This is a genomic window from Hymenobacter convexus, from assembly GCF_030580955.1.
Lineage (GTDB): Bacteria > Bacteroidota > Bacteroidia > Cytophagales > Hymenobacteraceae > Hymenobacter.
In genome coordinates this window covers 868,998-894,192 of the sequence record NZ_JAUQON010000001.1, presented here as the reverse complement: position 1 = coordinate 894,192, position 25,195 = coordinate 868,998, and the positions used below count along the sequence as shown (strand labels likewise).

The 25,195-nt window shown below is 62.5% G+C and carries 24 protein-coding genes and 1 tRNA gene; 18 read left to right on the top strand and 7 right to left on the bottom strand.

The genetic code is table 11. The annotated features are described in order from the left end of the window. From Q4S41_RS03595 to Q4S41_RS03575, 5 genes are all read left to right on the top strand, one after another. Positions 1 to 778: response regulator transcription factor (locus Q4S41_RS03595; RefSeq protein ID WP_305029729.1), on the top strand; the 778-nt coding region annotated here is incomplete at its 5' end. A 155-nt stretch (positions 779 to 933) separates the two neighbouring features. Further along, on the top strand, positions 934 to 2,265 hold the full coding sequence (locus Q4S41_RS03590) for a sensor histidine kinase (protein ID WP_305029728.1): 1,332 nt from the start codon (positions 934 to 936) through the stop codon (positions 2,263 to 2,265). Positions 2,266 to 2,337: 72 nt separating this feature from the next. Beyond that, positions 2,338 to 2,478 carry a hypothetical protein gene (locus Q4S41_RS03585; protein ID WP_305029727.1) on the top strand — a complete coding sequence of 47 codons (141 nt, stop codon included), beginning with the start codon at positions 2,338 to 2,340 and terminating at the stop codon, positions 2,476 to 2,478. A gap of 94 nt (positions 2,479 to 2,572) precedes the next feature. Beyond that, on the top strand, positions 2,573 to 3,406 hold the full coding sequence (locus tag Q4S41_RS03580) for a hypothetical protein (RefSeq protein ID WP_305029726.1): 834 nt from the start codon (positions 2,573 to 2,575) through the stop codon (positions 3,404 to 3,406). A 137-nt stretch (positions 3,407 to 3,543) separates the two neighbouring features. Continuing rightward, positions 3,544 to 4,392, top strand: a complete 849-nt coding sequence (locus tag Q4S41_RS03575; RefSeq protein WP_305029725.1) for an AraC family transcriptional regulator — start codon at positions 3,544 to 3,546, stop codon at positions 4,390 to 4,392. Here Q4S41_RS03575 and Q4S41_RS03570 read toward each other — a convergent pair. After that, the gene (locus tag Q4S41_RS03570; RefSeq protein WP_305029724.1) at positions 4,389 to 4,667 is read right to left on the bottom strand and encodes a SemiSWEET family sugar transporter; all 279 of its coding nucleotides are present in this window, start codon (positions 4,665 to 4,667) and stop codon (positions 4,389 to 4,391) included. The genes Q4S41_RS03575 and Q4S41_RS03570 overlap by 4 nt on opposite strands. Positions 4,668 to 4,750: 83 nt before the next feature. Continuing rightward, complete coding sequence (locus Q4S41_RS03565) at positions 4,751 to 4,873, bottom strand: hypothetical protein (protein WP_305029723.1); 123 nt, start codon at positions 4,871 to 4,873, stop codon at positions 4,751 to 4,753. 340 nt (positions 4,874 to 5,213) lie between these two features. Here Q4S41_RS03565 and Q4S41_RS03560 point away from each other — a divergent pair, with 340 nt between their 5' ends. The 5 genes from Q4S41_RS03560 (at position 5,214) to Q4S41_RS03540 (ending at position 10,234) form a co-directional block, all read left to right on the top strand. Further along, positions 5,214 to 5,567, top strand: coding sequence for an ArsR/SmtB family transcription factor (locus Q4S41_RS03560; RefSeq protein WP_305029722.1), 354 nt, complete (start codon positions 5,214 to 5,216; stop codon positions 5,565 to 5,567). A 31-nt stretch (positions 5,568 to 5,598) separates the two neighbouring features. Then, positions 5,599 to 6,057, top strand: a complete 459-nt coding sequence (locus Q4S41_RS03555; RefSeq protein WP_305029721.1) for a DUF6428 family protein — start codon at positions 5,599 to 5,601, stop codon at positions 6,055 to 6,057. Positions 6,058 to 6,237: 180 nt separating this feature from the next. Further along, positions 6,238 to 6,870: a (2Fe-2S)-binding protein gene (locus Q4S41_RS03550; protein WP_305029720.1), complete on the top strand. Its 633-nt coding sequence runs from the start codon at positions 6,238 to 6,240 to the stop codon at positions 6,868 to 6,870. Further along, complete coding sequence (locus Q4S41_RS03545; RefSeq protein ID WP_305029719.1) at positions 6,867 to 7,847, top strand: FAD binding domain-containing protein; 981 nt, start codon at positions 6,867 to 6,869, stop codon at positions 7,845 to 7,847. The genes Q4S41_RS03550 and Q4S41_RS03545 overlap by 4 nt, the downstream gene beginning before the upstream one ends. A gap of 149 nt (positions 7,848 to 7,996) precedes the next feature. Further along, positions 7,997 to 10,234 (top strand): xanthine dehydrogenase family protein molybdopterin-binding subunit, encoded by a 2,238-nt coding sequence (locus tag Q4S41_RS03540; RefSeq protein WP_305029718.1) that lies wholly within the window; start codon positions 7,997 to 7,999, stop codon positions 10,232 to 10,234. 311 nt (positions 10,235 to 10,545) lie between these two features. Here Q4S41_RS03540 and Q4S41_RS03535 read toward each other — a convergent pair whose 3' ends face one another. Then, a complete protein-coding gene (locus tag Q4S41_RS03535; protein WP_305029717.1) occupies positions 10,546 to 13,620 on the bottom strand; it encodes an eCIS core domain-containing protein in 3,075 nt (1,024 codons plus the stop codon). Positions 13,621 to 13,698: 78 nt separating this feature from the next. Here Q4S41_RS03535 and Q4S41_RS03530 point away from each other — a divergent pair, with 78 nt between their 5' ends. Then, on the top strand, positions 13,699 to 13,950 hold the full coding sequence (locus tag Q4S41_RS03530; RefSeq protein ID WP_305029716.1) for a hypothetical protein: 252 nt from the start codon (positions 13,699 to 13,701) through the stop codon (positions 13,948 to 13,950). Between the two features lie 35 nt (positions 13,951 to 13,985). Here the strand turns inward: Q4S41_RS03530 and Q4S41_RS03525 are convergent. After that, positions 13,986 to 14,060: transfer RNA gene (locus Q4S41_RS03525), tRNA-Val, on the bottom strand. Between the two features lie 192 nt (positions 14,061 to 14,252). Between Q4S41_RS03525 and Q4S41_RS03520 the strand changes: the two genes are divergently transcribed. The 4 genes from Q4S41_RS03520 (at position 14,253) to Q4S41_RS03505 (ending at position 17,674) form a co-directional block, all read left to right on the top strand. Next, positions 14,253 to 14,951, top strand: a complete 699-nt coding sequence (locus Q4S41_RS03520; RefSeq protein WP_305029715.1) for a porin family protein — start codon at positions 14,253 to 14,255, stop codon at positions 14,949 to 14,951. 145 nt (positions 14,952 to 15,096) lie between these two features. Beyond that, positions 15,097 to 15,777, top strand: coding sequence for a porin family protein (locus Q4S41_RS03515; protein ID WP_305029714.1), 681 nt, complete (start codon positions 15,097 to 15,099; stop codon positions 15,775 to 15,777). Then, the gene (locus Q4S41_RS03510) at positions 15,778 to 16,275 is read left to right on the top strand and encodes a DUF6992 family protein (protein ID WP_305029713.1); all 498 of its coding nucleotides are present in this window, start codon (positions 15,778 to 15,780) and stop codon (positions 16,273 to 16,275) included. A 274-nt stretch (positions 16,276 to 16,549) separates the two neighbouring features. Then, positions 16,550 to 17,674, top strand: coding sequence for an alpha/beta hydrolase family protein (locus tag Q4S41_RS03505; RefSeq protein WP_305029712.1), 1,125 nt, complete (start codon positions 16,550 to 16,552; stop codon positions 17,672 to 17,674). Between the two features lie 198 nt (positions 17,675 to 17,872). Here the strand turns inward: Q4S41_RS03505 and Q4S41_RS03500 are convergent, their stop codons facing one another. From Q4S41_RS03500 to Q4S41_RS03490, 3 genes are all read right to left on the bottom strand, one after another. Next, positions 17,873 to 18,451: a type 1 glutamine amidotransferase domain-containing protein gene (locus tag Q4S41_RS03500; protein ID WP_305029711.1), complete on the bottom strand. Its 579-nt coding sequence runs from the start codon at positions 18,449 to 18,451 to the stop codon at positions 17,873 to 17,875. 184 nt (positions 18,452 to 18,635) lie between these two features. Beyond that, on the bottom strand, positions 18,636 to 20,501 hold the full coding sequence (locus tag Q4S41_RS03495) for a PAS domain-containing sensor histidine kinase (protein ID WP_305029710.1): 1,866 nt from the start codon (positions 20,499 to 20,501) through the stop codon (positions 18,636 to 18,638). Positions 20,502 to 20,584: 83 nt separating this feature from the next. Beyond that, a complete protein-coding gene (locus tag Q4S41_RS03490) occupies positions 20,585 to 21,037 on the bottom strand; it encodes a BLUF domain-containing protein (RefSeq protein ID WP_305029709.1) in 453 nt (150 codons plus the stop codon). Positions 21,038 to 21,486: 449 nt separating this feature from the next. Here Q4S41_RS03490 and Q4S41_RS03485 point away from each other — a divergent pair, with 449 nt between their 5' ends. The 3 genes from Q4S41_RS03485 to Q4S41_RS03475 all read left to right on the top strand — a co-directional run bounded on the left by Q4S41_RS03485 (position 21,487) and on the right by Q4S41_RS03475 (position 25,100). Beyond that, on the top strand, positions 21,487 to 22,758 hold the full coding sequence (locus tag Q4S41_RS03485) for a HupE/UreJ family protein (RefSeq protein ID WP_305029708.1): 1,272 nt from the start codon (positions 21,487 to 21,489) through the stop codon (positions 22,756 to 22,758). Positions 22,759 to 22,813: 55 nt separating this feature from the next. Next, positions 22,814 to 24,235, top strand: coding sequence for a DUF3500 domain-containing protein (locus Q4S41_RS03480; RefSeq protein WP_305029707.1), 1,422 nt, complete (start codon positions 22,814 to 22,816; stop codon positions 24,233 to 24,235). Positions 24,236 to 24,440: 205 nt separating this feature from the next. Next, positions 24,441 to 25,100, top strand: coding sequence for a hypothetical protein (locus Q4S41_RS03475; RefSeq protein ID WP_305029706.1), 660 nt, complete (start codon positions 24,441 to 24,443; stop codon positions 25,098 to 25,100). Positions 25,101 to 25,195 lie beyond the last annotated feature (95 nt).

The window sequence follows — 25,195 nt, the reverse complement described above, 5'->3', positions numbered from 1 at the left end:
CCCAACGCCCGGCAGGCGGCGCGGGCAGCCCGCCGCGCGCGCGGCCCGCGCCACGGCGGCGGCCACGGCCGGCACCACTAAACCGCGCCTTTTCGGATTTCCCATGACCGTTCTCATCGTCGAAGACGAACGCACGCTGGCCCGCGAGTTGGGTATTTTTCTCTACCAGCAGGGCTTTGCCTGCACCGTGGCCCGCACCGCCCGCGAGGCCCGCGCGCAACTGGCCGACACTCCCTTCGACTTCGTGCTCCTCGACCTGGGCCTGCCCGATGGCGACGGCCTGACCGTGCTGGCCGAGGCTAAGCAGCAGGAACTTTCGGCGGCCTTCATCATCCTCACCGCGCGCGGGGCTGTGGAGGACCGCATCGGCGGCTTGGAGCTGGGCGCCGACGACTACCTGGCCAAGCCCTTCTCGCTGCCCGAGCTGCTGGCCCGCATGCACGCCATCACGCGGCGGCGCTTCGGGCTGCACCGGCCGCTGGCGGCCGTGGGGCCGTTCGAGTTGGATTTGCAGGCCCGCCGGCTGCTGTTTGGCGGGCAGGAAGTGAGCCTTTCGGTGAAGGAGTTCGACGTGCTGAGCTACCTCGTGCTCCACAAAAACCGGGTGATGACGCGCCTGCAGCTCACCGAGCACATCTGGGGCAATTTGCCGGAGTCGGGCTTCGATTCCAACTACATCGACGCCCACATCAAGAACCTACGCAAAAAGCTCGGCCAGCACGCCGACGTGGACTGGCTCGAAACCGTGCGCGGCATCGGGTACCGGGCGCGGCTGTAGGGGGTTGCTTTTGCACCAATGTAGAGCGTCATGCTGAGCGCAGCCGAAGCATCTCTACCGCAGTAGTAAATCCTGGCGATTGGATTACTTGCGCGGTAGAGATGCTTCGGCTGCGCTCAGCATGACGTGCTTTACGATTTTATTAACTGCTCTCCGTGAAGCTCAGCACCAAATTCTCCCTCTTCAATGCCCTCTCGCGGGTGGCCATTCTGCTGGTGCTGGTGGGGGCGCTGCCGCTGGCCATGAGCCGGCTGGCCCGCCTGAGCACCGACCAGCGCTTGGCCCAAAAGAAGGAAAAAGTGCTGAAGCTGATTCGGCGCAACGGCATCTCGGCCTTCATCACCGAGGAGGAATCCTCCTATGGCAGCTACAACCTGCTGAAGGAGGAGTTTATTTCCCTGGAAGCCATTCCGCCCGGCCCCAGCATCAGCGGCATCGAGGACTCGAAGCGGGCCGTGGAGGACGAGATTGTGGAGTACCGCGTGCTGAGCTATTCCTTTGCCGATGCGGGCCAGAACTACCTGCTCGAAATCGGGCGCAGCACGGGCAGTATCGGCGAAACGGAGCGGAATTTCCGTCACTACGCGCTGTATATTCTGCTGGTGGCCGTGGCCCTCACCACGCTGGCCGACCTGGCGTTTTTTCGCTACCTGCTGGAGCCTTTTTATACCATCATCCGGCAGCGGCTGAAGAATGCCCAGCACCCGGCGGCGTTCAACTTCGCACCCATCGAAACCAGCACCGATGACTTCCGCTACCTCGACGAGAGCCTGCGCGAGATGATGACCACCATCCAGGCTTCGTTTTCGAAGGAACGCAAGTTCATCGCCGAGGCTTCGCACGAACTGCTCACGCCCCTGGCCGCTCTGCAATACCGCTTCGACAACATGCTGGCCGACGAAAGCCTGAGCGAAGAAAACCAGTTGCGCGTGGTGGAGTCGCAGCGCACCGTGCACCGGCTGCGCACCATCATCAAGGCGCTGCTCATGATGTCGAAGATTGAAAACGACCAGTTTGCCCGCTCCGAAACCGTGCCCCTGGCCCCGCTGGTGGCCGAAGTGTGCGAGGAAGTGCAGGACCGCCTCGCCGTGCTCGGCCTCACGCTGCACCAAGCCGTGGAGCCCGATTTCGTGGTCGCGCATGCCAACCGGGGCCTGCTGTTCACCATGCTTTACAACCTGGTGAGCAACGCCATCAAGTACAACCGCGCCGGCGGCCGCATCGACTTGCTGGGCCGCCCCGCGCCCGCTGGCGGCTACGTGCTCGAAGTGCGCGACACCGGCCTCGGCATTGCCCGCGAACAGCTGCCGCGCCTGTTCCAGCCCTTCGACAAGGGTGCCGCCGCCGATGCCGACAGCTACGGCCTGGGCCTGAGCATCGCTCGCACCATCGCTGAGCTGCACGGCATTGACCTGGAAGTCAACTCGATTGAGGGGCTGGGCACGTCGTTTCTGCTCACGTTTCCGGGGCCGGCGGCGGGCGCGTAGCGGCTTATCATGTTCGCATCATGTTGGCGGGCTAGGTTTGAATCGTCTTCTAACCCTAACCCCCATATTCCCATGAAAAAGCTCATGCTTTCCGCCGTCGCCCTGCTGTGCACGTTTGCTGCGCTGGCCCAAACCGCTCCCAAAGGCCACCACGGCGGCCACCACGGCCACGGCGGGCACCACGGCCACCACGGCGGCCACAAAACCAAGTAGCCGGCCGGCGCTTGCGCCAATTGCCCGAAGCCTCTCCGCAGTAGCTGGAGAGGCTTTTTTGGCTTTATCTTACTTTCTGTTATTCCCTTCGCTCTTGACGACTTCCTTTGCCCCTTCGGTCATTCTGCTGACCATTGCGCTGCTGGCCGGCCCCTTCGGCGCCGAGGCCGCTTCTTCGCCGGCCGACACCACCGGCACGGACGTGCCCAAGCGGAGCTTTTCTGCGGCGCTTGGCTACGGCAGCAACTCCACTTACTTCGGCCGCTCACAGGCAGTGGCCTTTCCCTACCTCAGCGCCGATTTCACCTACACTGCCAAAAACGGCCTCTACGGCTCGGTAGGCCTGTACAACCTGCTGAATACGCCCACCGCCCTCGACGAAACCGACCTGACCGTGGGCTGGGACCACGACTTCGGCCGGACGCTGGACGTGTCGGTGAGCTACGCGCGGTTTTTCTTCCCCACGGGCAGCCAGCTGGTGAAATCCAACGTCAACAACGCCTTCGATGCGGCCCTGGGCCAGGACTGGGGTGTGGTGTACTCGCGGCTGAACGCTACGTACCTGTTTGGCAAATCTACCAGCAAGGGCGATGCTTTTCTCACACTGGAAAACTCCCGCTCCTTCGAGATTCCGCACGTCTTCGGGGCCGACAATTACCTCACCATCGAGCCGCTGGTGAGCGCAGCGGCCGGCACCCAGTCCTTCGCCGAAGCGGCGTTGGACAAACGCCATGGCACCACCAAAGTGCGCAACGTGCGCCGCTTCAGCGTGGTCGACTACGAGTTTTCGGTGCCTGTGAGCTACACCGTGGGCAAGCTGGAGCTGGCCGCCGGCTGGCGCTACGTGGTGCCCGTGAACTTGCCCGCCGATGACGTGGACTCGCGGGCCTTGTCCGTGTGGACGGCCGGGCTGACTCTGACGTTGTAGCGGGCGGGTCGTTTTCAGGGAGTGTTTCGCGCAGGGCGGCTTTCGCTTGAAATGAATGCCGCGGCCGGACTGTTTCGGGTAGCCCCTTCGTTCGGATATTCGCCCACCATTACCGCGCCTGCCCCGCCGCTCCGGCCATGAAACTCGAATTTGAGCCCATTCAGCCCACGCCGGGCAACTCGTTCACGCTGCGCCACTACACCCACGCGCGCGACCGGGGCATTGTGTGGCACTACCACCCCGAGTACGAGCTGGTGTACATCCCCAGGGGCAGCGGGCGGCGGCATATTGGCCGGCACGTTTCGCACTACGCGGGCGGCGAGCTGGTGTTCATCGGCCCGAATTTGCCGCACCTGAGCTTTAGCTACGAGCAGGAAGGCGCGTTTGAACAGGTGGTGCTGCAGCTGCGCGAGGACTTCATGGGCGAGAACTTCCTGGAGCGGCCCGAGCTGGTGGCCGTGCAGGAGCTATTTCGGCGGTCGCGGCAGGGGCTCACGTTCGGGGCAGCTACCCGGGCGGCGGTGGGCCCGGCGCTGCACCAGATGCTGACGCAGCCCGCCCCCACGCGCCTACTCACGCTGCTGCAGGTGCTCTACCAGCTGGCCGCCGCGCCCGATGCCACCGAGCTGCACGCCGACCTGGGCCTGTCGGCCGCGCAGGCCAAGGACCAGCAGCGCCTCCAGCGCGTGTACGCACACATCGAGCAACACTTCGCCGAGCCCATCACCGTGCAGCAGATGGCCGCCCTCACCTTCCTGACCGTGCCCGCCTTCTGCCGCTACCTCAAGAAAATGACCGGCCAGACCCTCACCGGCCTGCTGCAGGAATACCGCATCAGCCAGGCCCGGCTGCTGCTGCTGCAGGGCCGGCCGGTGGCCGAAGTTGGCTTTGCCACGGGCTTTAATAACCTCTCGCACTTCAACCGTACGTTCCGCAAGCTCACCGGCCAGCGCCCGTCCGATTACCACAAACCACCGGCGGCTTAGTCAATGGGCTTCGCGTCTTCCGGGTTGTTCAGCAGCTTCAACGCGAGAATGATGCCGGCCAGCAACGCCGTAATGCCATTGGCAACGAGCACCGGCAGGTTGTGGATGGACAACGCATAGCCCACCCACAGCAGCGTGCCCACAAATAGCATCAGGTAGGTGGGCAGCGACAGGCTGGCTGTCGAGCGGGTGGTAATGGTTTTGTAAGCCTGCGGAATGTAGGCGGCCGTGGTAAAAAAGGCCGCCAGCAGGCCCAGCAGTGAGACAAACGTCATACGGGAAAGGATGAGGGTGGAAGAGTTGCCGCCAGCGGGCTGGGCCGGCGGCTGGACGCCGCGCTACGAAAAAGCCTGGTTTATCAGGACCAGGCTTTCGTGTAAAAATGAACGTGGGGGATTCGGCGGAGCAGGTACACTTTGAGGTACCGCAAGGCGCGCAGGCCGTCTTCGGCCGTGAGCTGCCAAACATATGGAATGTGCATGGTGAAGTGAAATGAACGTGAAATCAGGGCTGCCCCGTCTGGGGCCTCCTGGTGGCACTACCCTGAAAAAAAAAGGACTGCGGCGCGGGTGGGAGGAAGGGGCGCAGCGGCAGGGCTCGATAGGCACCTGCAAACGAAACACAAAGGTAGCGGGCCCCGGGCGCGGCCCTCGCCACGGCATTGACCACTTCCGGCACTGCATTGACCACTTCCCGGCCTGCTTAAGATAAGCAGCAAAGCGCGGAAAACCCCACTGGCCGCAGACAAGAAAGCAGCAGGGCCAATTACAACTTCTATATCGTATATTTGCGACATACTTCATTGCATAACCGCCTGCGCCATGACTTACGCCAAAACCACCGCCTTCACTGCTGAACAGCAACAGCTGGCCCGCGTGGCCAAAGCCCTGGCGCACCCCGCGCGAGTGGCCATTATCCAGCTGCTGGCCAGCAAGAAAACCTGCATCTCGGGCGACATCGCCGCCGAGCTGCCGCTGTCGCGCACCACCGTCTCGCAGCATCTGCAGGAGCTGAAGGCGCTGGATTTAATTCACGGAGAAATCGACGGGCTCACGGTGTGCTACTGCCTCAATACGGCGCTACTGCGGCAGGTGCAGGAGCAGTTTGCGGCCTTTTTTGCGGAGGCCAGCGCCGACGTGGCCTGCAGACCGGAAGGCGACGGCTGCGCCTGCTAATCTTTTCATTCAACCCTCACCCTTTCAAGCCATGAAAATTTCGGAAATGAAGCAGGCTCTGGCGGGCCTCGACGCCGTCAACTTCCAACTGCCCGACGGCCGCTACCTCCCCTCCCACTTCCACGTGACGGAATTGGGCCTGGTGAGCAAGCATTTCATTGATTGCGGCGGCGTGGAGCGGCACGAAACCGTGGCCAACTTCCAGCTCTGGGAGGCCGGCGACTACGACCACCGCCTGGCCCCGCAGAAGTTTCTGCACATTCTGCAGCTGTCGGAGAAAATCCTGGGCCGCGAGGATTTAAACATTGAGGTGGAGTACCAGCAGGCCACCATCGGCAAGTTCGGGCTGCGCTTCGACGGCCAGAACTTCGTACTCACGCCCAAGCAAACGGCCTGCCTGGCCCAGGACGCCTGCGGCATTCCGGCCGACCAGTTTGCCCTGCCGCAGCTGCCGATGGCCGACTGCACGCCCGGCGGCGGGTGCTGCTGAACATGCCTCTAAAATCAGGGGGCCGCGCCGGGCCATCGGTGTAACACCAAGCTGGCGGTGTGGCGGAAGCACGACAGCCGTGTTGCGGGCGACTTTTTTATAACTTGAAGCGGGCTGAGCGGTTGCTTTCAACCCTTCCTCGCCCCGTTTCTTTTTAAGCTCGTCTATCTTTTTCCTCCTATGGCAACGAATTCTGAACCGGACGCCCCGGCCAACCACAACGAAAACAGGCGCACGTTCCTCAAGCAGTCGTCGCTGCTCACGGCCCTGGCCCTGGTGCCGGGCCCGGTGGTGTCGGCGGCCGAGGCCAAGCTCGACGAGCGGGTGGCCGAATCCATCGAGAAAGTGCCGCTGAGCCTGAAAGTGAACGGCAAGAAATACAAGCTCGCGGTGGAGCCCCGCACCACCCTGCTCGACCTGCTGCGCGAAAACCTGCACCTGAACGGCACCAAAAAAGGCTGCGACTACGGCCAGTGCGGCGCCTGCACCGTGCACGTGGAAGGCCAGCGCGTGAACAGCTGCCTGAGCTTCGCGGTGATGCACGACGGGCAGGAAATCACCACCATTGAAGGGCTGGCCGACGGCGACAAGCTGCACCCCATGCAGGAGGCCTTTGTGAAACACGACGGCTTCCAGTGCGGCTACTGCACGCCGGGCCAGATAATGAGCGCCGTGGCCTGCGTGCGCGAGGGCCACGCCGGCTCGGCCGAAGAAATTCGGGAATATATGAGCGGCAACATCTGCCGCTGCGGTGCCTACAGCAATATTGTGGCCGCTATTCAGGACGTGAAATCGGGAGGGCAAAAAGTATGAACCAGTTCCAATACGTGCGGCCCACCAAGGCGCAGGCCGCCATCGAGGCGGTGGCGAAGGATGCCAATGCTTCTTTCATTGCCGGCGGCACCAACCTCGTGGATTTGATGAAGCGCGGCGTGATGACCCCTCAAAAGCTGGTCGACATCAACCGCCTGCCATTCAATAAGATTGAGCACCAGGGCAGCATTCTCCGCCTCGGCGCGCTGGCCCTGAACTCGGCCGTGGCCAACGATGCCCAGGTGCGCGAGAAGCACCCGCTCCTGTCGCTGGCCCTCAACGCCGGCGCCTCGCCTCAACTGCGCAACATGGCTACCGTGGGCGGCAACATGCTGCAGCGCACCCGCTGTGCTTATTTCTACGACGTCACGATGCCCTGCAACAAGCGTCAGCCCGGCTCCGGCTGCGGCGCCCTGGAGGGCATCAACCGCATGCACGCCATCTTCGGCTTTTCAGACAAATGCATTGCCGTGCACCCCTCCGACATGAGCGTGGCCCTGGTGGCCCTCGATGCCACCGTGCTGCTTAGCGGCCCGAAAGGCGACCGGAAACTGGCCTTCGCCGACTTCCACCGCCTGCCCGGCACCACGCCCGAGCGCGACACCAACCTGGAGCCCGGCGAGCTGATTACGGCCGTGGAAATTCCGGACAGCCTCTTCACCCGGCACGTGCACTACCAGAAAGTGCGCGAGCGGGCCAGCTACGCCTTTGCGCTGCTGTCGGTAGCGGCGGCTTTGGATATGGATGGCAACACCATCAAAGCCGCGCGGCTGGCCATGGGCGGCGTGGCCCACAAGCCCTGGCGTCTCGCGGCCGCCGAGCAGGCGCTGGTGGGCCAGCCGGCCACGGAAGCCACGTTCCAGCGGGCGGCGGCCGTGGCCATGCAGGGCGCCAAAGCCTTCAAGCACAACGAATACAAGCTGCGGCTGGCGCCCAATGCCATTGTGCAGGCGCTGAAAACCGCGACGGCGGCCTAACGCACGCAACCCCAATTACCGCATCCGTCTGGCTCCCCCTCTCCTTTGGGAGAGGGGGCCGGGGGGTGAGGCACCCGCCGGAACGATGCATGCGCGAGATACTTCGCTGCGCTCTGCATGACGGGCTTTCGGTCCTAATTCCTTCCCTTATGAAAACTCCAGACAAGCACATCGGCAAACCCATGAACCGGGTGGACGGCCGCCAGAAAGTGACCGGCGCGGCCACCTACTCGGCCGAGTACGAGTTGCCGGGCCTCGCCTACGCCGTGCTGGTGGGCAGCACCATTGCCAAGGGCCGCCTCACGGGCCTCGACACCAAAGCCGCCGCTGGTGCGCCGGGCGTACTGGCTGTGGTGACGCACCTAAACGCGCCCCCGACGCCGGGCAGTAAGCCGACAGGCAAAGACCCCTCGCAGCCCCAAACGCAGGGCAGCGCCCTGCGCATTTTCACCGACGACCAGATTCGCTTCAACGACCAGCCCATTGCCGTGGTGGTGGCCGACACACTGGAGCGCGCCCGGTTCGCCGCCCGGCTGGTAAAGGGTCAGTACGCACCGCAAAAGCACCAGACCAACCTGGAAGCCAATAAATCGCAGGCCTTCCTGCCTACTTCGGCCAGGAAAAACCCGAAGTCGCCGATGAACGACTACCAGCGCGGCCAAGCCGATGCCTACAAAACCGGCGCCATCAAGCTGGAACAGGAGTATGTGATTCCGACTGAGGTGCACCACCCCATGGAGCTGCAGGCCATCACGGCGCACTGGGAGGCGCCCGACCGCCTCACGCTCTATGACAAGACGCAGGGCACCATGGCCACCCGACGCGATTTTGCTAAGGAATGGGGCCTGCCCGAGGAGAATGTGAAGGTCATTGCCACCTTCGTGGGCGGTGCGTTTGGCAACGCGCTGCACAGCTGGCCGCATGAGTCGGCCGCCATCATTGCCGCCAAGGTGGTGAACCGCCCGGTGAAGCTGATGCTGACCCGCGAACAGATGTTCACGATGGTGGGCTACCGGCCGCACACCTGGCAGAAAGTGGGCATGAGTGCTACGGCCGACGGCAAAATTACGGCCATCACCCATGAGAGTATCGGTCAGACTTCTACTTACGAGGAGTTTACGGAGTCGACACTGGCCCAGACGCGCATGATGTACGAGTCGCCGAACCTAACCACGCGCTACCGCTTGGCGGCCCTCAACGTGGGCTCGCCCATCTGGATGCGCGGGCCGGGCGAGGCCACCGGCGCCTTCGCTCTGGAGTCGGCCATGGACGAAATGGCCTATTTGCTGAAGCTCGACCCGCTGGAATTCCGCCTGCGCAACTACACCGAACAGGACCCCGAAACCGGCAAGCCCTGGAGCAGCAAGTTTCTGAAGGAATGCTACCGGCTGGGCGCCGAGCGCATCGGCTGGAACCAGCGCCAGCTGGCGCCCGGCGCCGTGCGCGACGGCGACTGGCTGGTGGGCTACGGCATGGGCGTGGGCACCTTCGGGGCGCACCGCGGCTCGTCCAAAGCCAGCGCCCAGCTGCTGCCCAACGGCACGGTGCTGCTGCAAAGCGCCGTAACGGACATCGGCCCCGGCACCGGCACGGCCATGACGCAGATTGCGGCCGATACGCTGGGCCTAGCGCCCGCCAAAATCCGGTTTGAGTGGGGCAATTCTGATTTTGCCCAGGCGCCCACTCAGGGCGGCTCAGCCATTGTGAACACCGTGGGGCCGGCCGTGCAGGAAGTCTGCCTGGCCCTGAAAGACAAGCTGCGCGAGCTGGCCGGCGCCGGCAATGTGGCGTTTGCGTCGGCCAAAAAGGAAGACGTGGTGTTTGCTGATAACCACCTCACGCTGAATGGCAACGACGCAGCCCGCGCCAACTACGCCGACCTGGTGAAGCAGGCCGGCGGCACGGCCGTCACGGTGCAGTCGAAACCCAATGGTGAAAACGGCCAGAAGTACTCGATGTACTCGTTTTCGGTGCATTTTGCGCAGGTGCGGGTGCACGTTCTCACCGGCGAGGTGCGGGTGAGCAAGCTGGTGAGCTGCGCCGACGCAGGCACCATCATCAACGAGAAAACCGCCGCCAACCAGATGAAAGGCGGCGCCGTGGGCGGCATCGGTATGGCCCTGATGGAGCACGCCCTCATCGACGACCGGTTCGGCCGCTACATCACCAAAGACCTGGCCGACTACCACGTGCCCGTGCACGCCGACGCGCCCGATATTCAGGTGGCCTTCGTGAACCGGCCCGACCCGTACGTGAACGCGCTGGGCACGAAGGGCATCGGCGAAATTGCCACCATCGGCGTGGCCCCCGCCATTGCCAATGCCGTGTTCAACGCCACCGGCAAGCGCGTGCGCGAGCTGCCCATCACGCCCGATAAGCTGGTGTAGACGATGTCGGCGGGCGAGCCGCCAGCCCAGGCGCCTTGCCCAAACAGCGGACCAGCCTCTTGGTGGGCCGGGCAGTTTTGCCGCAGCGCGCCGAAGTACTCCGCGCAGGGCCTGAGCACCATTGGTTGATGGAGCAGCTTCACATCAAGCTAAATGGACGCACACCGCCCCGGCTTCTTGGTTGAAACCGGGGCGGTGTGCGTTGCGGGGAGGCTGGAGGACCGCCTTTAGGTTTGGCAGGGCATCAGGCCCGGCAGGAATTACATAGGCCCTTCATTACCCAGACGCGCCCGTAAGCCTGTTGTTTGGGGCTATTTGCTAGCCAGAAGCTTATTCTTATCCTGTATTGCTTTAACCACCGCTTCATACCCGAAAGAGTCCATTGCTGCATCCTCACTTTCTTCGTCTTCGTTTTCCTTATCTTCAATAGTAATAAGCAAATCGAACCAGTTCTTAAAATTATCAATTTCCGAAATCGCCGAAGCCTCCACTACTTTTTCAATTGAGGAAATCAGGACGTCTCTTACAACATTTGTATTTTTTTCGATAAAATTTTTATTGGGCGTTTTGTTGACTCTATCAATCAGCAATTTCAGCACCTTGTCGGCTAACGCCTCCCTGGTATTCAACACCACTCTCAGAAAATTCTTCGCATCAATCGTAAGCTGCTCGATGCTCGGAGCCCCTTTAGGGTCTAAGGCCGAGGTTGGTACAGATTGTTTACCCTTCCCTCTGGAACTGCGAAAATACTTTGCAATTGGCATATTCCACTCACTTATAAATTGAGCAGGAACCTCGATTTTAGCTATTTCTTTGTCCCAGGAAACGTAATCGGCCGGCACCAATCCAACAGCATTCAGGGATGTGCGCATGCTGAATTTGAGGTCGCGTTGAAATTGCTGCGGAAATGCTTCCAGCTCTTTTTTAGCGCTTTCGTACAGGCCAATCAAAATCCTTTCTTTTCGCGTCAAATCATCCTCATAATTGACTAATAATTCCTTTTTTGGCTCATAAGTAGATAGCGCGTCTTTTAATTCGACCACAAAATCCTTATCGCTCATCAGCTCAGGAAATTCGCCTTTTAATATATTAAGCCAATGGTCTGTAGCAATCATCCAGTTGCCGGGCTGCAAATTGCCGTTGGCCACCTCGGCATCTACCAGTTTAGCCGCGCTTTTCGCCAATTTGTATTTGTTGTTTTCTAAATACCTCTCCCGCGCTTCACTATCGGCCTCGCTTTTGAGCCAGGTATTGGCTTCTTTCAGCTTACCATAGGCCGTTGCTTCGCCATGGCCGCGAGGGGTTTCCTCCTTGGCATAAGTAGCCGAACGCGATAATTGGTAAAGCGTCACGTAGGTTTCAACCAATTCACTAATTGTTGACTGCCACTGGTATAGTGGCTGCATTTGCTTATTTGCAACCATTAGGCCTAGGGCCGTATTTACTTGGTTTGCAACCGCAGGAGCATCGAATCTGATGTTTGTATTTTCGTTGGGTTTATCGATATCGTTCTTTAATACATTCATTTCGTGAACGATAAAATTGATAAGAATACCCAACTCTTTTCCGGTAAAACCCATCAGGTGCCGGCGAATAAGCGTCCAGGCAACAGTATGGGAGCGTTGCAAAGTACCAAACCGGGTTTTGGGCCTGTCGTCGGCAACTTTCAATTGAGAGATTATCAGTTGGTCAAACGAAAAATAATTTACGTTCACCAGCGCCTCTCCCCTTACTTCAGAATTATCCTCGGCTTTCGTGCCGATGCTGGCCAATTTCGCCTGTCCAGCCGTTCCAGCAACGCCACTGCGAGGTTTCAGTGCAACGTTAGCCGTAAATGTCGATTGGTCTTTGGGGCTAAGCGCGAACTGAAATTTATCTTGACTGGTGCTGACGCTAGCCCGCAAGTCCTGAGCCGGGCGGTGTGCCGATAGGGCGTGGGGGTCACGGCCGAGCGCATCCTGCCATTCTTTCCTATCTGTTGGTATGGTGCCGAGTGCGGCATAAAACCCGTCCACAATGGCTGCCGAATGCCTTTGGTACAGCGCCGGAAAAGCCAGGTGAAGCGCGTGCAGCCAATGGTGTAAAACCTGCGCCATTGTTTTCGGCGGTAGTCCGCGCCTGATATCGAACATGCCCACCGCTGCTTCCACAGCCTGTGCCAACCGGGTGCTGTCCAGCGCGCCAAACCGGGCTGCCATATCAAAATCCTTCAAATTCGCCATGTGCGTGGGTTCCCCGTGTCCCACGGCGCGGCCATCTGCATAGGTTGCTGCTTCCGAAAGCTGATAATACTGGACGAAATGCGTTAGTAAATCACTGGCATTTTGCTGCCATTCGTCCATACTCTTTTTCCGCCCGCCTGCTTTTAACGCGGTTATCCCTTTTGTAATTATCGTTTGCAGAGCCGTTGCGGCACGCCTGGCATTAGCGAGCGCAGGCAAGTCAGCAGAAACAAATAATTCGGCGACAAAATCTATAAACTGGCTTAGTTTTACGTCGGTCGCCTTTTGCAAACCCGCGCGCATTAAGGTCCAAGCGACCGTATGCGAACGTTGTCCTTCGCTGCCAAATTTGGTTGGCGGCCGGTCGTCGGATACTTTCACCTGCCTGACCCACAGCTGGGACGACTCGTATCCGTCTGGCGTTTCGTTGGCCAGCGGAACCAGGCTGACCCGGGCAAGAAAGGAGGTATTGTGATAGGCGGGCTGGCGAACCGATTCCGGAACGGCATCGAAGACCCCTTGAATGGGAGCAAAGACCGGTGCATCGCCCAACGGGCGCACGCGCGAGGGCGACGGGTGATGAGCCCGGCTGCTTGCCCGCGCGCCCATTATGTCCGCTTCGTGCTCCAAGGCAGCGTCATCGTTTACCTCCGCGCCCTTCAATTGTCGGGTGGCCCGCACCCGTCCTTGCTTTTGCTGCACCACGTGCCAGGCCTCGTGGGGCAGGTGCCGTTCCTGCCCCGGCGCGAGGTGAATATCGGAGCCTTGGGCGTAGGCGTGGGCGTGTAGCTCAGCTGGTTTGGCCGAGTTATAGTGCACCTTCACGTCGTCCAGGGAGTAGCCGGAGAGGTTTTCTACCCCCGCCTTCAACTTGTCGGGCAGGCCGGTTGCATTGGCTTTTCGCTGTGCCGGGACAGGAGCCGTCGCCGGGAGTTGGGCAGCTTGCTGCTGCCGGGGACTTTGCGCAATGCGGGCCTGCAGTGCGGCAGCCTGCTGTACGCGGGGCGACTGGTTTATCAGGGTTTGCATTTGCCGCTGGGCCACGGCCACCTGGCGGTTGTCGGCCAAGGCCGCCGGGCCCGGGTGGCCGTTGCGCGGGGCAGCAGCGGGGCCCTTTGCAGCGGGCGTTTTAGGCTGTTCGGCTTTGGGGGCGGGCGCAGGCATGGGGTAGCAGTCAGGCGGGGGCCTAAACTACGAAACAACCTAACTATCAGCAAGACTTCCCAGCCAATAACGATGCCCATGAGCAAACACGGCCTGCCGGTTTCGATGCTCACGGTGGCACGCGCGCGCAGCTTTCCGGGCTGGCAAACAACGGCCGACACCTGGTCGGTGATGGCAACGGCCTGCCCGGCGCGGGTGTTGGCCAGCACCTGGGAGCGGGCCCTGCTGCCGCGCAATGTCGCGCTGCCGGCTCACCATTTTGTCCACCCGCTGGCGCATGGTCACCGCGTTGGTCACTTACGCCTCACCGGGCCGGAGGGGAATCAATAAAAAACCCTCCCTGCGCGCGGCAGCGAGGGTTTTCGTGAGGCGTAATGGGCTCGAACCATCGACCTCCACCGTGTCAGGGTGGCGCTCTGAACCAACTGAGCTAACACCCCGGAAATGGCTCCGCCGCAGCGGCGAAGCGGCCCCAAAGGTAGCACCTGGTCCCGCTCAATGCATCAGCCGGAGCCGCTTTTTTTGCGCTTACCCGGGCGTGGGGACAACTTTCTGGACGCGGAAAAGTATAGGGGCAAACGGGAATAGTAATCTTCCCGGGCCACTGGCCTCACTTCTTACCTCTTTCACCCATGAAAAAGATTTTTCTATTTATTCTGCTGGCCGTGGCATCTGCGCCGGCTGCGTTCGCCCAGGCCGCCCCGGGTGGCGCGCAATCGTCGAAAGACTACACCGGCGGCGCCGTGACCGACTCGCGCAACACCGGCTTCGGCGTCAAAGGCGGGTATAATCTCAGCGGCATCCGCGGCGATGACGTGACCGGCATCAACCGCAATTCGGCCAACGGTTTCCACGCGGGGGTGTATGGCCAGTTCGGCCTCAATGACTTTTCCTCTATTCAGGCGGAGCTGCTGTATTCGCGGCTGGGCTTCGCGGCTGATTTTACGCCCACCGGCTCCACCTCGAAAACCACCCAAACGTTCCGCCTCGACTACATCTCGCTGCCGATAATGTATGTGGGTAACTTCACCGACAACCTCAGCTTTCACGTGGGCCCGCAGGCCTCGCTGCTGGTGAACGCCAACAATGGTTCCTCGCTCGATTTTGCGGCCAACGGCATCCACTCGTTCGACTACGGCGGAGTGGGTGGTCTGGAGGCCCGCATTGGCCCCGCCCGCGTGGGTGCCCGCTACAACCTGAGCCTCGGCAAGCTGTTCAAAACCCCTGACAACCCCAGCGCCGCCAGCGCCTACGTGGCCAGCCAGTATAAAAACTCCAACATCTACAACAATCTGCTGCAGATTTATGTCGGCATCGGCTTCACGCAATAAGCGGCCGGCTCGTTGTATCGACTGTTAAAAAAAGAGGCCTTCGGGCCTCTTTTTTTTGCGTTTGTGGGTCTGGCGTGGCCGCCCGTGGCAACCTTGGCCGCGGGCACTCGTTTTCCTCAGGCAATCCATTTCATTGTTTTTCGTCATGAAAACAGCCTTATTCACCTTGGCGCTGGGCCTGGCCCTGGCACCGGCCGTGCACGCCCAGCAAGGCCCCGGCGTGGGCTCTTCCACCGACTACGCGGCCAGCGACGGCACCGAGTCGCGCAATACGGGCTTCGGCATCAAGGGCGGCTACAACCTGTCCAGCATCCAGGGCACGGGCGCCGACTTATTCACCAACCGCGACAACCTGAAGGACTTTCACGCCGGCGTTTACGGCCAGTTTGGGTTCAACAACTTCGCTTCGCTGATGGTGGAGCTGCTATACTCGCGCAAGGGCTACCGCTCCGACTACCTCGGCACCACCCACGACACCCGCCTCGACTACCTGGAGCTGCCCATCCTGTTCGTGGGCAACCTCACCGAAACGCTCAGCATTCACGTCGGGCCGCAGGTATCGCTGCTCACCAACGTGCGCAACGGCGGCACCACGGTGAGCATCGGCGACAACGGCTTCAACAGCCTCGACTACGGCGCCATTGCCGGCGCCGAGGCCCGCCTGGGCTTTGCCAAAGTGGGCGCCCGCTTCGATTGGAGCCTGGGCAAGGTGTACAAAGACGGCTCCGTGGTGCGCTACAACACGGCCACCGGCGCGGCCATTGGCGACAGCAACATCCGCAACCAGGTGTTTCAACTGTACCTGGGGCTGGGCTTCAAGCACTAATTGCCAGCGCTCGAAGTAGCGGCGCTGGACCACGCGCGCGAAATGCTGCTGGGCCGGGCGCTGGCCGTGCTGGCCGCCTGGGCCCTGCTCAACCTGCTGGTAGGTGGCACGCTCCTCAAGCAGGCCGACCGCCGCTACGCGCCCTACTATTTCCACGGCATGAACGTGGGCTGGGGCCTGGTGAACGCCGTGCTGGCCTGCTGGGGCATTCTGCAGATACGCTTCACCTCGCCGCCGGGCCTGCGGCTGGCCGAGCTGGTAGCCGCACAGTTGCACAACGAGAACCTGTTTCTGCTCAACACCGGCCTCGATGTGGCGTACATCGTGACCGGCTTTTACCTGCGGGCGCTGGCCGCGGTGCCCGGGCAGGCCCATGCCCCGCGCCTGCACGGTTTCGGCGGGGCGCTGTGGGTGCAGGGCGGCTTCCTGCTGGTGTTCGATGCGGCCGTGTGGAGCCTGCTGCACTGGCAGGGCCGGGCGTGGCTGTCACTTATATAAACTTCTTTAGAGCTACATCTCAAATCCCAATTTGGGAACTAAATCCAATTTGAGGAAAATACCGTTTCTTTCACCGAGCAATTTTGCCAGTAAGTCGGTCAAAGAGTCGGGTTCAACTGATTTATCTTTTAGTAATCACGCTAATAGATGAATTTTGAGTATTCCTGTCAGGGACACCGGCCAGATGATTGTCTCTCGCCGATTAGCCTCCATCAGGAACCATATGCGCCTTTTTACCTTCATTTCCTGCTGCTTTTTATCGCTGACTCCCTTTTTGGGAGCATCAGCCAATACCCTTGACCGCGCCGAGGCAGTGGCCGTGACCAGCCCCGCTGGTGGCGTGCGCCTCAACGGCATTTTGCGCCTGCCCACCGGCCAAGGCCCCTTCCCGGCGGCGGTGCTGCTGCCCGAGCGCGGCGTGGACGCCAGCAACCCCAACTCGCCCAATAACCAGCTGCTCAACAGCCTGGCCGATTATCTGGTGCGCCAGGGCGTGGTGGTGCTGCGGCTGCACGAGCGCGGCATGGGCGGCTCGGGCGGCTCGGCTACTACCACGACGCTGGCCGAGCGCTCAGCCGACGCTATTGCGGCCCTCAACTACCTGCGCACCCGTCCCCAGGTGGACGTGACGCGCCTGGGCCTGATTGGACACGGCGAGGGCGGCAACGTGGCCCTGCTGGCCGGCGCGCAGCCGTTGGCCCCTACGTATGTAGTGGCGCTGGCCGCCGCTGGCCTGCCCGGCCGCGAGGTGCTGGCCACCCAGCCCGTGATGTACGGCAAAGTGCTCGGCAACGACTCGACCGATGCCCAGCGGGCTCGCAAGTACCGCCTCGATATGGTGGCCGCCGAGCAGGAAGCCGCCAAAATGCGCCTGAAAGGCTCCAACGCCGCCCAGGTGCAAACCTACCTCGACCAGCAGCGCCTCCGCCAGAAAGCCGCCATGCGGCGCGACGAGGAAGGCCTCATCAAGCAGCAGCGCGCCATGCTGGAAATAGTGCGCCAAACCAGCGACAACAGCCAGGCCCAGGCCATTCTGGGCAACATGCTGCGCCAGCGCTACCCCGGCATTGCCCCCACCGACCTGCAGGCCAGCGTGCAAACCCTCACCACGCCCGCCTACCGCAGCTACCTCAGCTTCGACCCGCAGCCCGAGTTGCCCGCCGTGAAATGCCCCGTGCTGCTGCTGCAAGGCGAAGCCGACCAGCAGGTGAATGCCGCTGCCAACCTGGCTTCCCTCAAAAAAGGCCTGCGCAACAACCCCCGCGTGGCCGAATTGCGCTACCCCAACCTCAACCACGCCCTGCAGTTCGCCAGCGACTCACCCGCCGATGCCGCGGCGGCGGCCTTCAACCCCGATACTCCGGCCGATATCTATAAGTGGATTGTGAGCCAGAAGTAGCGCGGCGTGGAAGAGGAACTGTCATTGCAAGCGCAGCGAAGCAATCCGTCCTCTCAAACCCAGACATACCCTTTTACCAGAAAAGCCCCGGCACTGCTCAGTGCCGGGGCTTTTCTTTAGGTTTGTCACATTTGGAGGCTAGTCGCTGAGAACAGGACGGATTGCTTCGGCTCCGCCTCGCAATGACCGGGCCGCTGCTTAGTTGTGGCCGCCGTGCTGGGGCTCCAGCATTTCTTCCACGATTTTCTTGTTGAAGGCGGGGATGTCCTCGGGCTTGCGGCTGGTGATGAGGCCGTGGTCGCACACCACTTCGGAGTCTTCCCAGTGGGCGCCGGCGTTTTTGAGGTCGGTGTGGACGCTGGGCCAGCTCGTGACGCGCTTGCCGCGCACCACATCGGCCTCCACCAGCAGCCAGGGGCCGTGGCAGATGGCGGCCAGCACTTTGCCGGAGCCGGCAAATTCTTTCACGAAGGCCACCACGTCCTTATTGACGCGCAGGATGTCGGGGTTCATCTGGCCGCCGGGCAGTACGAGGGCGTCGTAGTCGGCGGGCTTCACGTCGGTGATGACTTTATCGACGTCGACTTTGTCGCCCCAATCTTTATTCGGCCCGTCCCAACCTTTGATGGAGCCGCTTTTGAGGGAGATGACGTGGGTTTCGGCGCCCTCGCCTTCGAGGTATTTCTTGGGTTCGTCGAGCTCGGCTTGTTCGAAGCCGTCGGTGGCAATGATGGCAATTTTCTTGCCCTTGAGTTTGTCGCTGCTGAAAAGACTCATGGTGTTTGGAAAGAGAGGTAAAAAGAAAGCCGGAACGAGTCCGGCTTCTTTCTTACGCCCTTCGAAAGCTTTGGTTGAGATAAAACCTGTCATCCTGAGCGCAGCGAAGGACCTTACCGCATTGGAACGATTTGTTCAACTGAGATAAGGTCCTTCGCTGCGCTCAGGATGACAAGTAAAAAAATCAGCTCTCGAACCAATAGATGGTGAACGTAGTGCCCTCGCCCACGGTGCTGGCCACTTCGAGGTGGCCGCCGCGGCTGGCCACAATGCGCTGCACGAGGTACATGCCCACGCCGGCACCGGCAATGTGCGGGTGCTGGCGCGCAAACGGCTGGAACACCGGCGCCGGGTGGCCCGGCAGCTCCATGCCCAGGCCGTTGTCGTGCACGGTGAGCACAGGCTGGCTGGTGGCGGAGAGAAAGCTACGCACCTGCAAGTACAGCGGCCGGGCGGGGTCGGCGAACTTGAGGGCGTTGCTGAACAGGTTGTGCAGGATGGAGCGCAGGTTGGCGCGGCCGTAGGTGAGCGTGGGCGCGGCCTCGAAATCGAGGCTGACGGTGGCTTCGGCTTCCTGCACCTGGGCGCGCAGGCCCAGCAGCACTTCGTCGGCCACGCTGCGCAGGTCCAGCGCCTCCACCGGCGCCGAGAGGCCGCGTTGCTCCTGCACGGTGGCGGCCAGGTCCTGCAGCGTGGCGTCGAGCTGGGCCAGGGCTTCGTCGACCATGCCCACTATTTTGCCCTCCTCGGGGTCGCTGAAGGAAGCCGTGCGGCGCAGCTCGTCAAACAAGCCGCGCAGGTTGAGGACGGGCTGCTTGAGGTCGTGCGAGGCGGTGTAAACGAAGGTGTCGAGGTCGCGGTTGGTGCGGGCCAGCTCGTCGTATTGGGTTTGGAGCACTTCGCGCAGGCGGTGCTGGTCGTCCACGTCGGTGCAGGCACCGAACCAGCGCGGGCCGCGCTCGTCGGTCAGCTGCCGCGCCCGGATGATGTGCCAGCGGTAACGCCCGTCGTGTCGGCGCATGCGGAACAAGCCCTCGTAGGGCTGGCCGGTGGCCACGCTCTGCACCCAGCGACGGGCGGCGCCGGCCTGCTCGCTGGGCTCCAGCAGGTTTATCCAGCCGGTGGGGCCCAACTCTTCTCTTGTAAGGCCCGAATACTCGCCGGTGTAGTGGTTGTAATAATCGATAAACCCTTCGGCCGTGGCCGTCCAGATGAGTTCGGGAATGCTATCGGCCAGGAAGCGCAGTTCGGCCTCGCCGCGGCGCAGGGCGTCGGCCAGCTCGCGCTGGTCGTGCACTTCGGTGAGGGCGCCGTGCCAGAACACGGCCTGGTCGGGGGCGTGCAGCTCGGGCAGGGCGCGGCTCAGCATCCAGCGGTACTGGCCGTCGTGGCGGCGCAGGCGGTACTCGTAGCTCCAGCCCACGCCGCTGGTGCGGGCCGTGTCGGACTGATAAAGCACGCGCAGGCGGTCGTCGGGGTGGATGAGCAGGGGCCAGATGGCGTTCAAATCGGCCGTGGGCGGCTGGCCCGTGAAGTAATACCACTGCGGGCTCACATACTCAAACTTACCTTCGGCATCGACGGTGAAGGTGATTTGGGGCACGGTTTCGGTGAGCACCCGCAGGCGCGTATCGAGGCGCCGGGTTTCGATGGACAGGTGATGAGCGCGCTGCCGGGCCTCTTCCTGGGCCGTCACGTCCACGGCGAAAAGCAGCAGGCCGCTCACGGGGCCGTTGCCTTCGCGCACGGGCTCCAGGGCAATGTCGAAGTAGCGCGGCGTGGGGGTTTCGCCCTCGGCGGCGGGCAACGGCAGGCTGTAGGCCTTGGCCACGTAGGGCCGGCCGGCGTCGTACACCTGCTGCATCACCTCCAGCAAATCGGCCGGAATGGTGCCGGGGTGCTCGGCTACGGCCTCGCCCTCCTGCACGGCCGCGCCCAGCACGGCGCGCATGGCCTCGTTCACAAAGCCGTAGCGCAATTCCTGTCCTTGCAAGGTGGCCACCCCGGCGGGCATATGCCCCAGAATGTCGCGAAGTTGTTGCTCACGCATGCCCAAAGGTAGAAAGAAGTGCCGGCAGGGTGCCCCCGGCCGGTATAGTCACCAGATGTATGGGCCGGCTCGTTGGCGGGGGGCTACGCATGTGCCGGCGCCGGCTCGGCCGGGGTAGCGTCGGCGCCGAACACGGCCAGCTTCACCAAATCGACCAGCATGGCGTCGGCGATGCTGAGGGAGGCGGGCGGTGGCGGCAGATGGTGCGGCAGCAGGAAGCCCTGCAAAGCCTCAAATCCGCTGGGCTCGAGGGGGTGAAAAGCCATGGACCAATCGGAAAAACTGCGTACCGTGATGGACTTGTCTACCAGCTTGACCACGTTGGAGTGGCGGCCATCGCGGGAAATGACGTCAAACAGCGGTTCCAGCACTTCGGCCTCGCCCTCGATGAGCTGCGCGATGTTGCCGTGGCTATAGAAAAGCACCCCCGTGACGTCGCGCGCGGCGTTGTCGCGCCGGCACTGGTCGAGCAATTCCTGCAAGTCCTGGTCGGAGAGCGGGCGCACGGCCCGGCTCATGTAAACAATGTGAATCATACGAAAACAGCAACGGAACAGGCCTGCTCCCAGCGCCTTGTCGGGCGCCGCCGGGCCGAACTACACTACGGGAGCTTCTGTAGCAGGTTATTTCTTACGGCCTGCCGCCCGCCAGCTTTCGGCAGGCCCGAAAAAGCCAAAAATAAAACAATCAACGTTTTCCCGAAAGGCGCGGCGGCCCGGCCACCGCCCGCGCTGGTGCATGTGCCAGCGTGTATAGCGTTGGAAAATGCGTCGGCGCCAGCAGATGCGTCCACGCGCGACGGTGGTCGGATGCACCCCGCAGTTGGTCGGCGCGGAAACCCCAACTGCCGAGTGCGTTTTCGGCCCGAAGCTGCGGCTGGCATTTTTGGAAAACTATCAGGCACCAACCGTTTTGCCTTATGCCGTTGCTCCTTCACCTTGGTCGTCTACCTGAGTTTTTGCGGTCGTTTCGGCGGGCGACTCTTGTGCTGCTTTTATTGACCGGCTTCCGCGCCCGGGCCCACCCCATGCCCAACTCGGTGGTGCTGCTCGACTTGCACCCCGGCGGCGTGGCGGCCGAAGTACAGCTGCCGCTGGGCCAACTAGAAATCGCCTTCGGCCACGCCGTCAGCCAGCACCCCGAAACGCTGGTGCAGCGCCTCGGCCCCGAGCTGCGCGCCTACCTCCGGCAGCATGTGCGCCCCGAAACGCCCGATGGGCAGCCCTGGGCCGTGGCCGTGCGCGAGCTGCGCATCCAGAACGCCGAGCAAACGGCCACCGGCCCTTACCAGGAACTTACGGCCCAGCTGTGGCTCACGCCGCCGGCCGGCGCCACGGCCCGCGCTTTCACCTTTAAGTACGATGTCATTGTGCACCAGCTGGTGACGCACGTGGCGCTGGTGTCGGTGCGGCGCGACTGGGAGGTGGGGCGCGTGGGCGCCGAGCAGCCCATCGACATCGGCGTGATTCGGCTCGATGTGGTGAATAACGTGATTCCGCCGCTCTTCATCAGCCAGGAGGGCGGTGGATGGTGGGCCGGCTTCCGGGGCATGGTGGCGCTGGGCGTACGCCACATTGCCGAGGGCACCGACCACCTGTTGTTTCTGCTGGTGCTGCTGCTGCCCGCGCCGCTGCTGCTCACCAAGGCCCGGCGCTGGGGCCGCTTTGGTGGGGTGCGCTACAGCCTGGGGCGGCTGGTGAAGGTGGTGTCGGCGTTCACGCTGGGCCATTCCATCACGCTGCTGGCGGGGGCGCTGGGGTGGCTGCGGCTGCCGTCGCAGCCGGTCGAAACGCTCATTGCGGTGTCCATTCTGGTGTCGGCCATGCACGCGGTGCGGCCACTGTTTCCGGGGCGTGAGGGTTGGGTGGCGGCGGGTTTCGGGCTGGTGCACGGCCTGGCCTTCGCCAGCACCCTGGCCGAGCTGAACCTCCCCCCTGCCCCCATGGCGCTGAGCATTTTGGGCTTCAATATTGGTATCGAGCTGATGCAGCTGTTCGTCATTGCCCTCACCGTGCCGTGGCTGCTGCTGCTGAGCCAGACGCCCAGTTACCCCGCCGTGCGGATGGCTGGGGCGGTGGCCGCCGCCATGGCCGCGCTGGCCTGGGTGGTGGAGCGCCTCACTTCCCAGCCCAACCCGCTTACCGCGCTGGTAGCGCGTTTGGCGCAGCACGCGCCTTGGTTGCTGGCGGCGCTGGCCGTGGTGGCCGTGCTCAGCTTCTGGCGCCAGCGGACAGCCGGTGCTCAGCCCTCATTTTGAGGTTTTCGCTTGACCAATCCAATAAACATTTCTCACCTTTAACACCTTCTCTATCATGAATAAATTGGTACTTGCGGCACCGTTCATGCTTGCCGTTTCGGCCTACAACTGGGTCGCGGACTTCTTTGAGCCGGCCGCGCCACTCAGCTACACGGCCATGGCCGCCTCTCCCGCCGCACCGGCCGCGCTGACTACTTTTAAAAGCCTGAAGGGTGCTAAATCAACAGCGGCGGTGAGCGACGTGGTGAATGCGGCCAACGCCTTTATTGCTTCGCTGAGCGCCACCCAGCAAGCCACGCTGCTGCAGGCCTACAACTCGACGACCGTCACGAAGTGGTCGAACCTGCCGGTGAACTCCACCAACCGCATTGGCCTGCGCCTCGACGCGCTGACTTCTGCACAGCAGGCCCTGGCCCTGGCCGTGGTGCAGGCCGCCACCGGCACCGTGAGCGGCGACGGCTTCAACGAGATTCAGCAGTTGCGCGCGGCCGATGACAACCTGGCGGCCAACGGCGGCGGCACCGCCTACGGCAGCGGCGTGTACCTGATTGCCTTTCTGGGCACGCCCTCGCTCACCGGCACCTGGCAGCTGCAGTTTGGGGGCCACCACCTGGCCACCAACATCACCTACGGCAACGGCCAGGTGACCGGCGCCACGCCCAAGTTTGAGGGCACCGAGCCGCTCACCTTCACCACGGCTAACAGCAACGTGCTGCCCGCTGGCACGGTGTGCGCGCCCCTTTCCAACGAAGGCTCGGCCATGCTGGCCATGCTCAACGGCCTCACCGCCGCCCAGAAAACCACGGCCCGCCTCAGCCAGAGTTTCAGCGACGTGGTGCTGGGGCCGAACGGCAACGGGCAGTTTCCGGCTACCAAGGTGGGGCTGGCGGTGAATACGCTCACCACCGCCCAGCAGGCGCTGGTGGCCGAAGCCATGCGCCCTTGGGTGCAGGATTCCGACGACGCCACGGCGGCCAGCCTGATGACCAAATACACCAACGAGCTGGCCGGCACCTACATCGCCTACGCCGGCACGGGCAACCTCACGGCCAGCGGCGACTACGTGCGCATCGACGGCCCTACCGTCTGGATTGAGTTCGTGTGCCAGAACGGCATCGTGTACCAAAGCCAGATTCACTACCACACCGTGTGGCGCGACCACGCCCGCGACTACGGCGGAAACTTCTACGGCACCTATACCAACGTACTGAGCACCAAAGCGGCCGCGGCCGGCCAGGCCTTCTCGGCCTACCCCAATCCGCTCATCGGCGGGCAGATGCTGCAGGTGCAGCTGGCCAGCCCGGCCGGGGCCGCTACCTACACGCTGCGCAACGGCCTGGGTCAGGCCGTGCGCACGGCCTCGTTCCGCGGCAGCGCCACCGCAGTGCCCATCGGCGGCCTGGCGGCGGGCGTTTACCTGCTCAGTGTGAAGGCCGATGCCAACCCGGCCGTGACGCAGCGCGTGACGCTGCAGTAATCCGAATTGCCTTCGCTGAAACGCCCCGTCCGGGTTCTTGCCGGGCGGGGCGTTTTGGCGCCCGGCCAGGTAGGGTTGCGACGGGTGCGGGCGGTCCATTGGGCGAGTGCAGGGCGCCAACCGTCGATTGCGACGGGTAGGCTTCCAGCGCATTGCGGATTTTTGAAACACCAACCCCTGGCCCTCCCACCGCTGCATCTCCCTCATGACCATTGCGCCGCCGCCCGTTTATAAATCCCGGTTTTTGAAGGCCGACCGCCGCACCGTACTCAAAGCAGCAGGCAGCCAAACGTACCGGACCAGCGTCGAGCATTTGGTCCGGCTCGATGATGTGTTCATCCGGCCTGGCGCTTCGGTGCAGGTGGAGGCGGCCGGCCTGGGCGGCCAGTTATTGGTGCTGCCCATTGTGGGTGGGGCGCTGCTGGCCACGCGCCAGGAAACGGAAAGCGTGCTGCGACCGGGCTACATTTATGCCGTTCCGGTCGCAGATGCTCCGCTCACGCTCACCAATCCCTTTGAAAAAGAAACGGTCAACCTCCTGCTGATAGCGGCGTCGGTGCCACTGGCCGCCGCGCGGGCGGTGCAGGAACTGGAGCTGCCGCTGACGGCAAAGAATGCCCTGGTGGGCCCCGCCGACCACCCGTTGCCGGTGCGGGTGGGCCTGTACGACAGCCGGGTGAAGGGCCGCATTCCGGTCCTCGACCCGACCGGCTATTCGCTGTGCTACGTCCTCAATGGCTCGTTTGAAATCGAAGACCGGCTGGCCGAACACCGCGACGCACTGCTGCTCTGGGAAACGCCCGGAATTGACTTTGAGGCGCTGGCTGAAACGGCCATGCTGCTTTACCTGGAATTTAGTCTATAATACTTTGCAAATCAGAACGTCATGCAGAGCGCAGCGAAGCATCTTGCCCGCTCAACGCAATCAAATCGATTGATTTACTGCTGCGGTAAAGATGC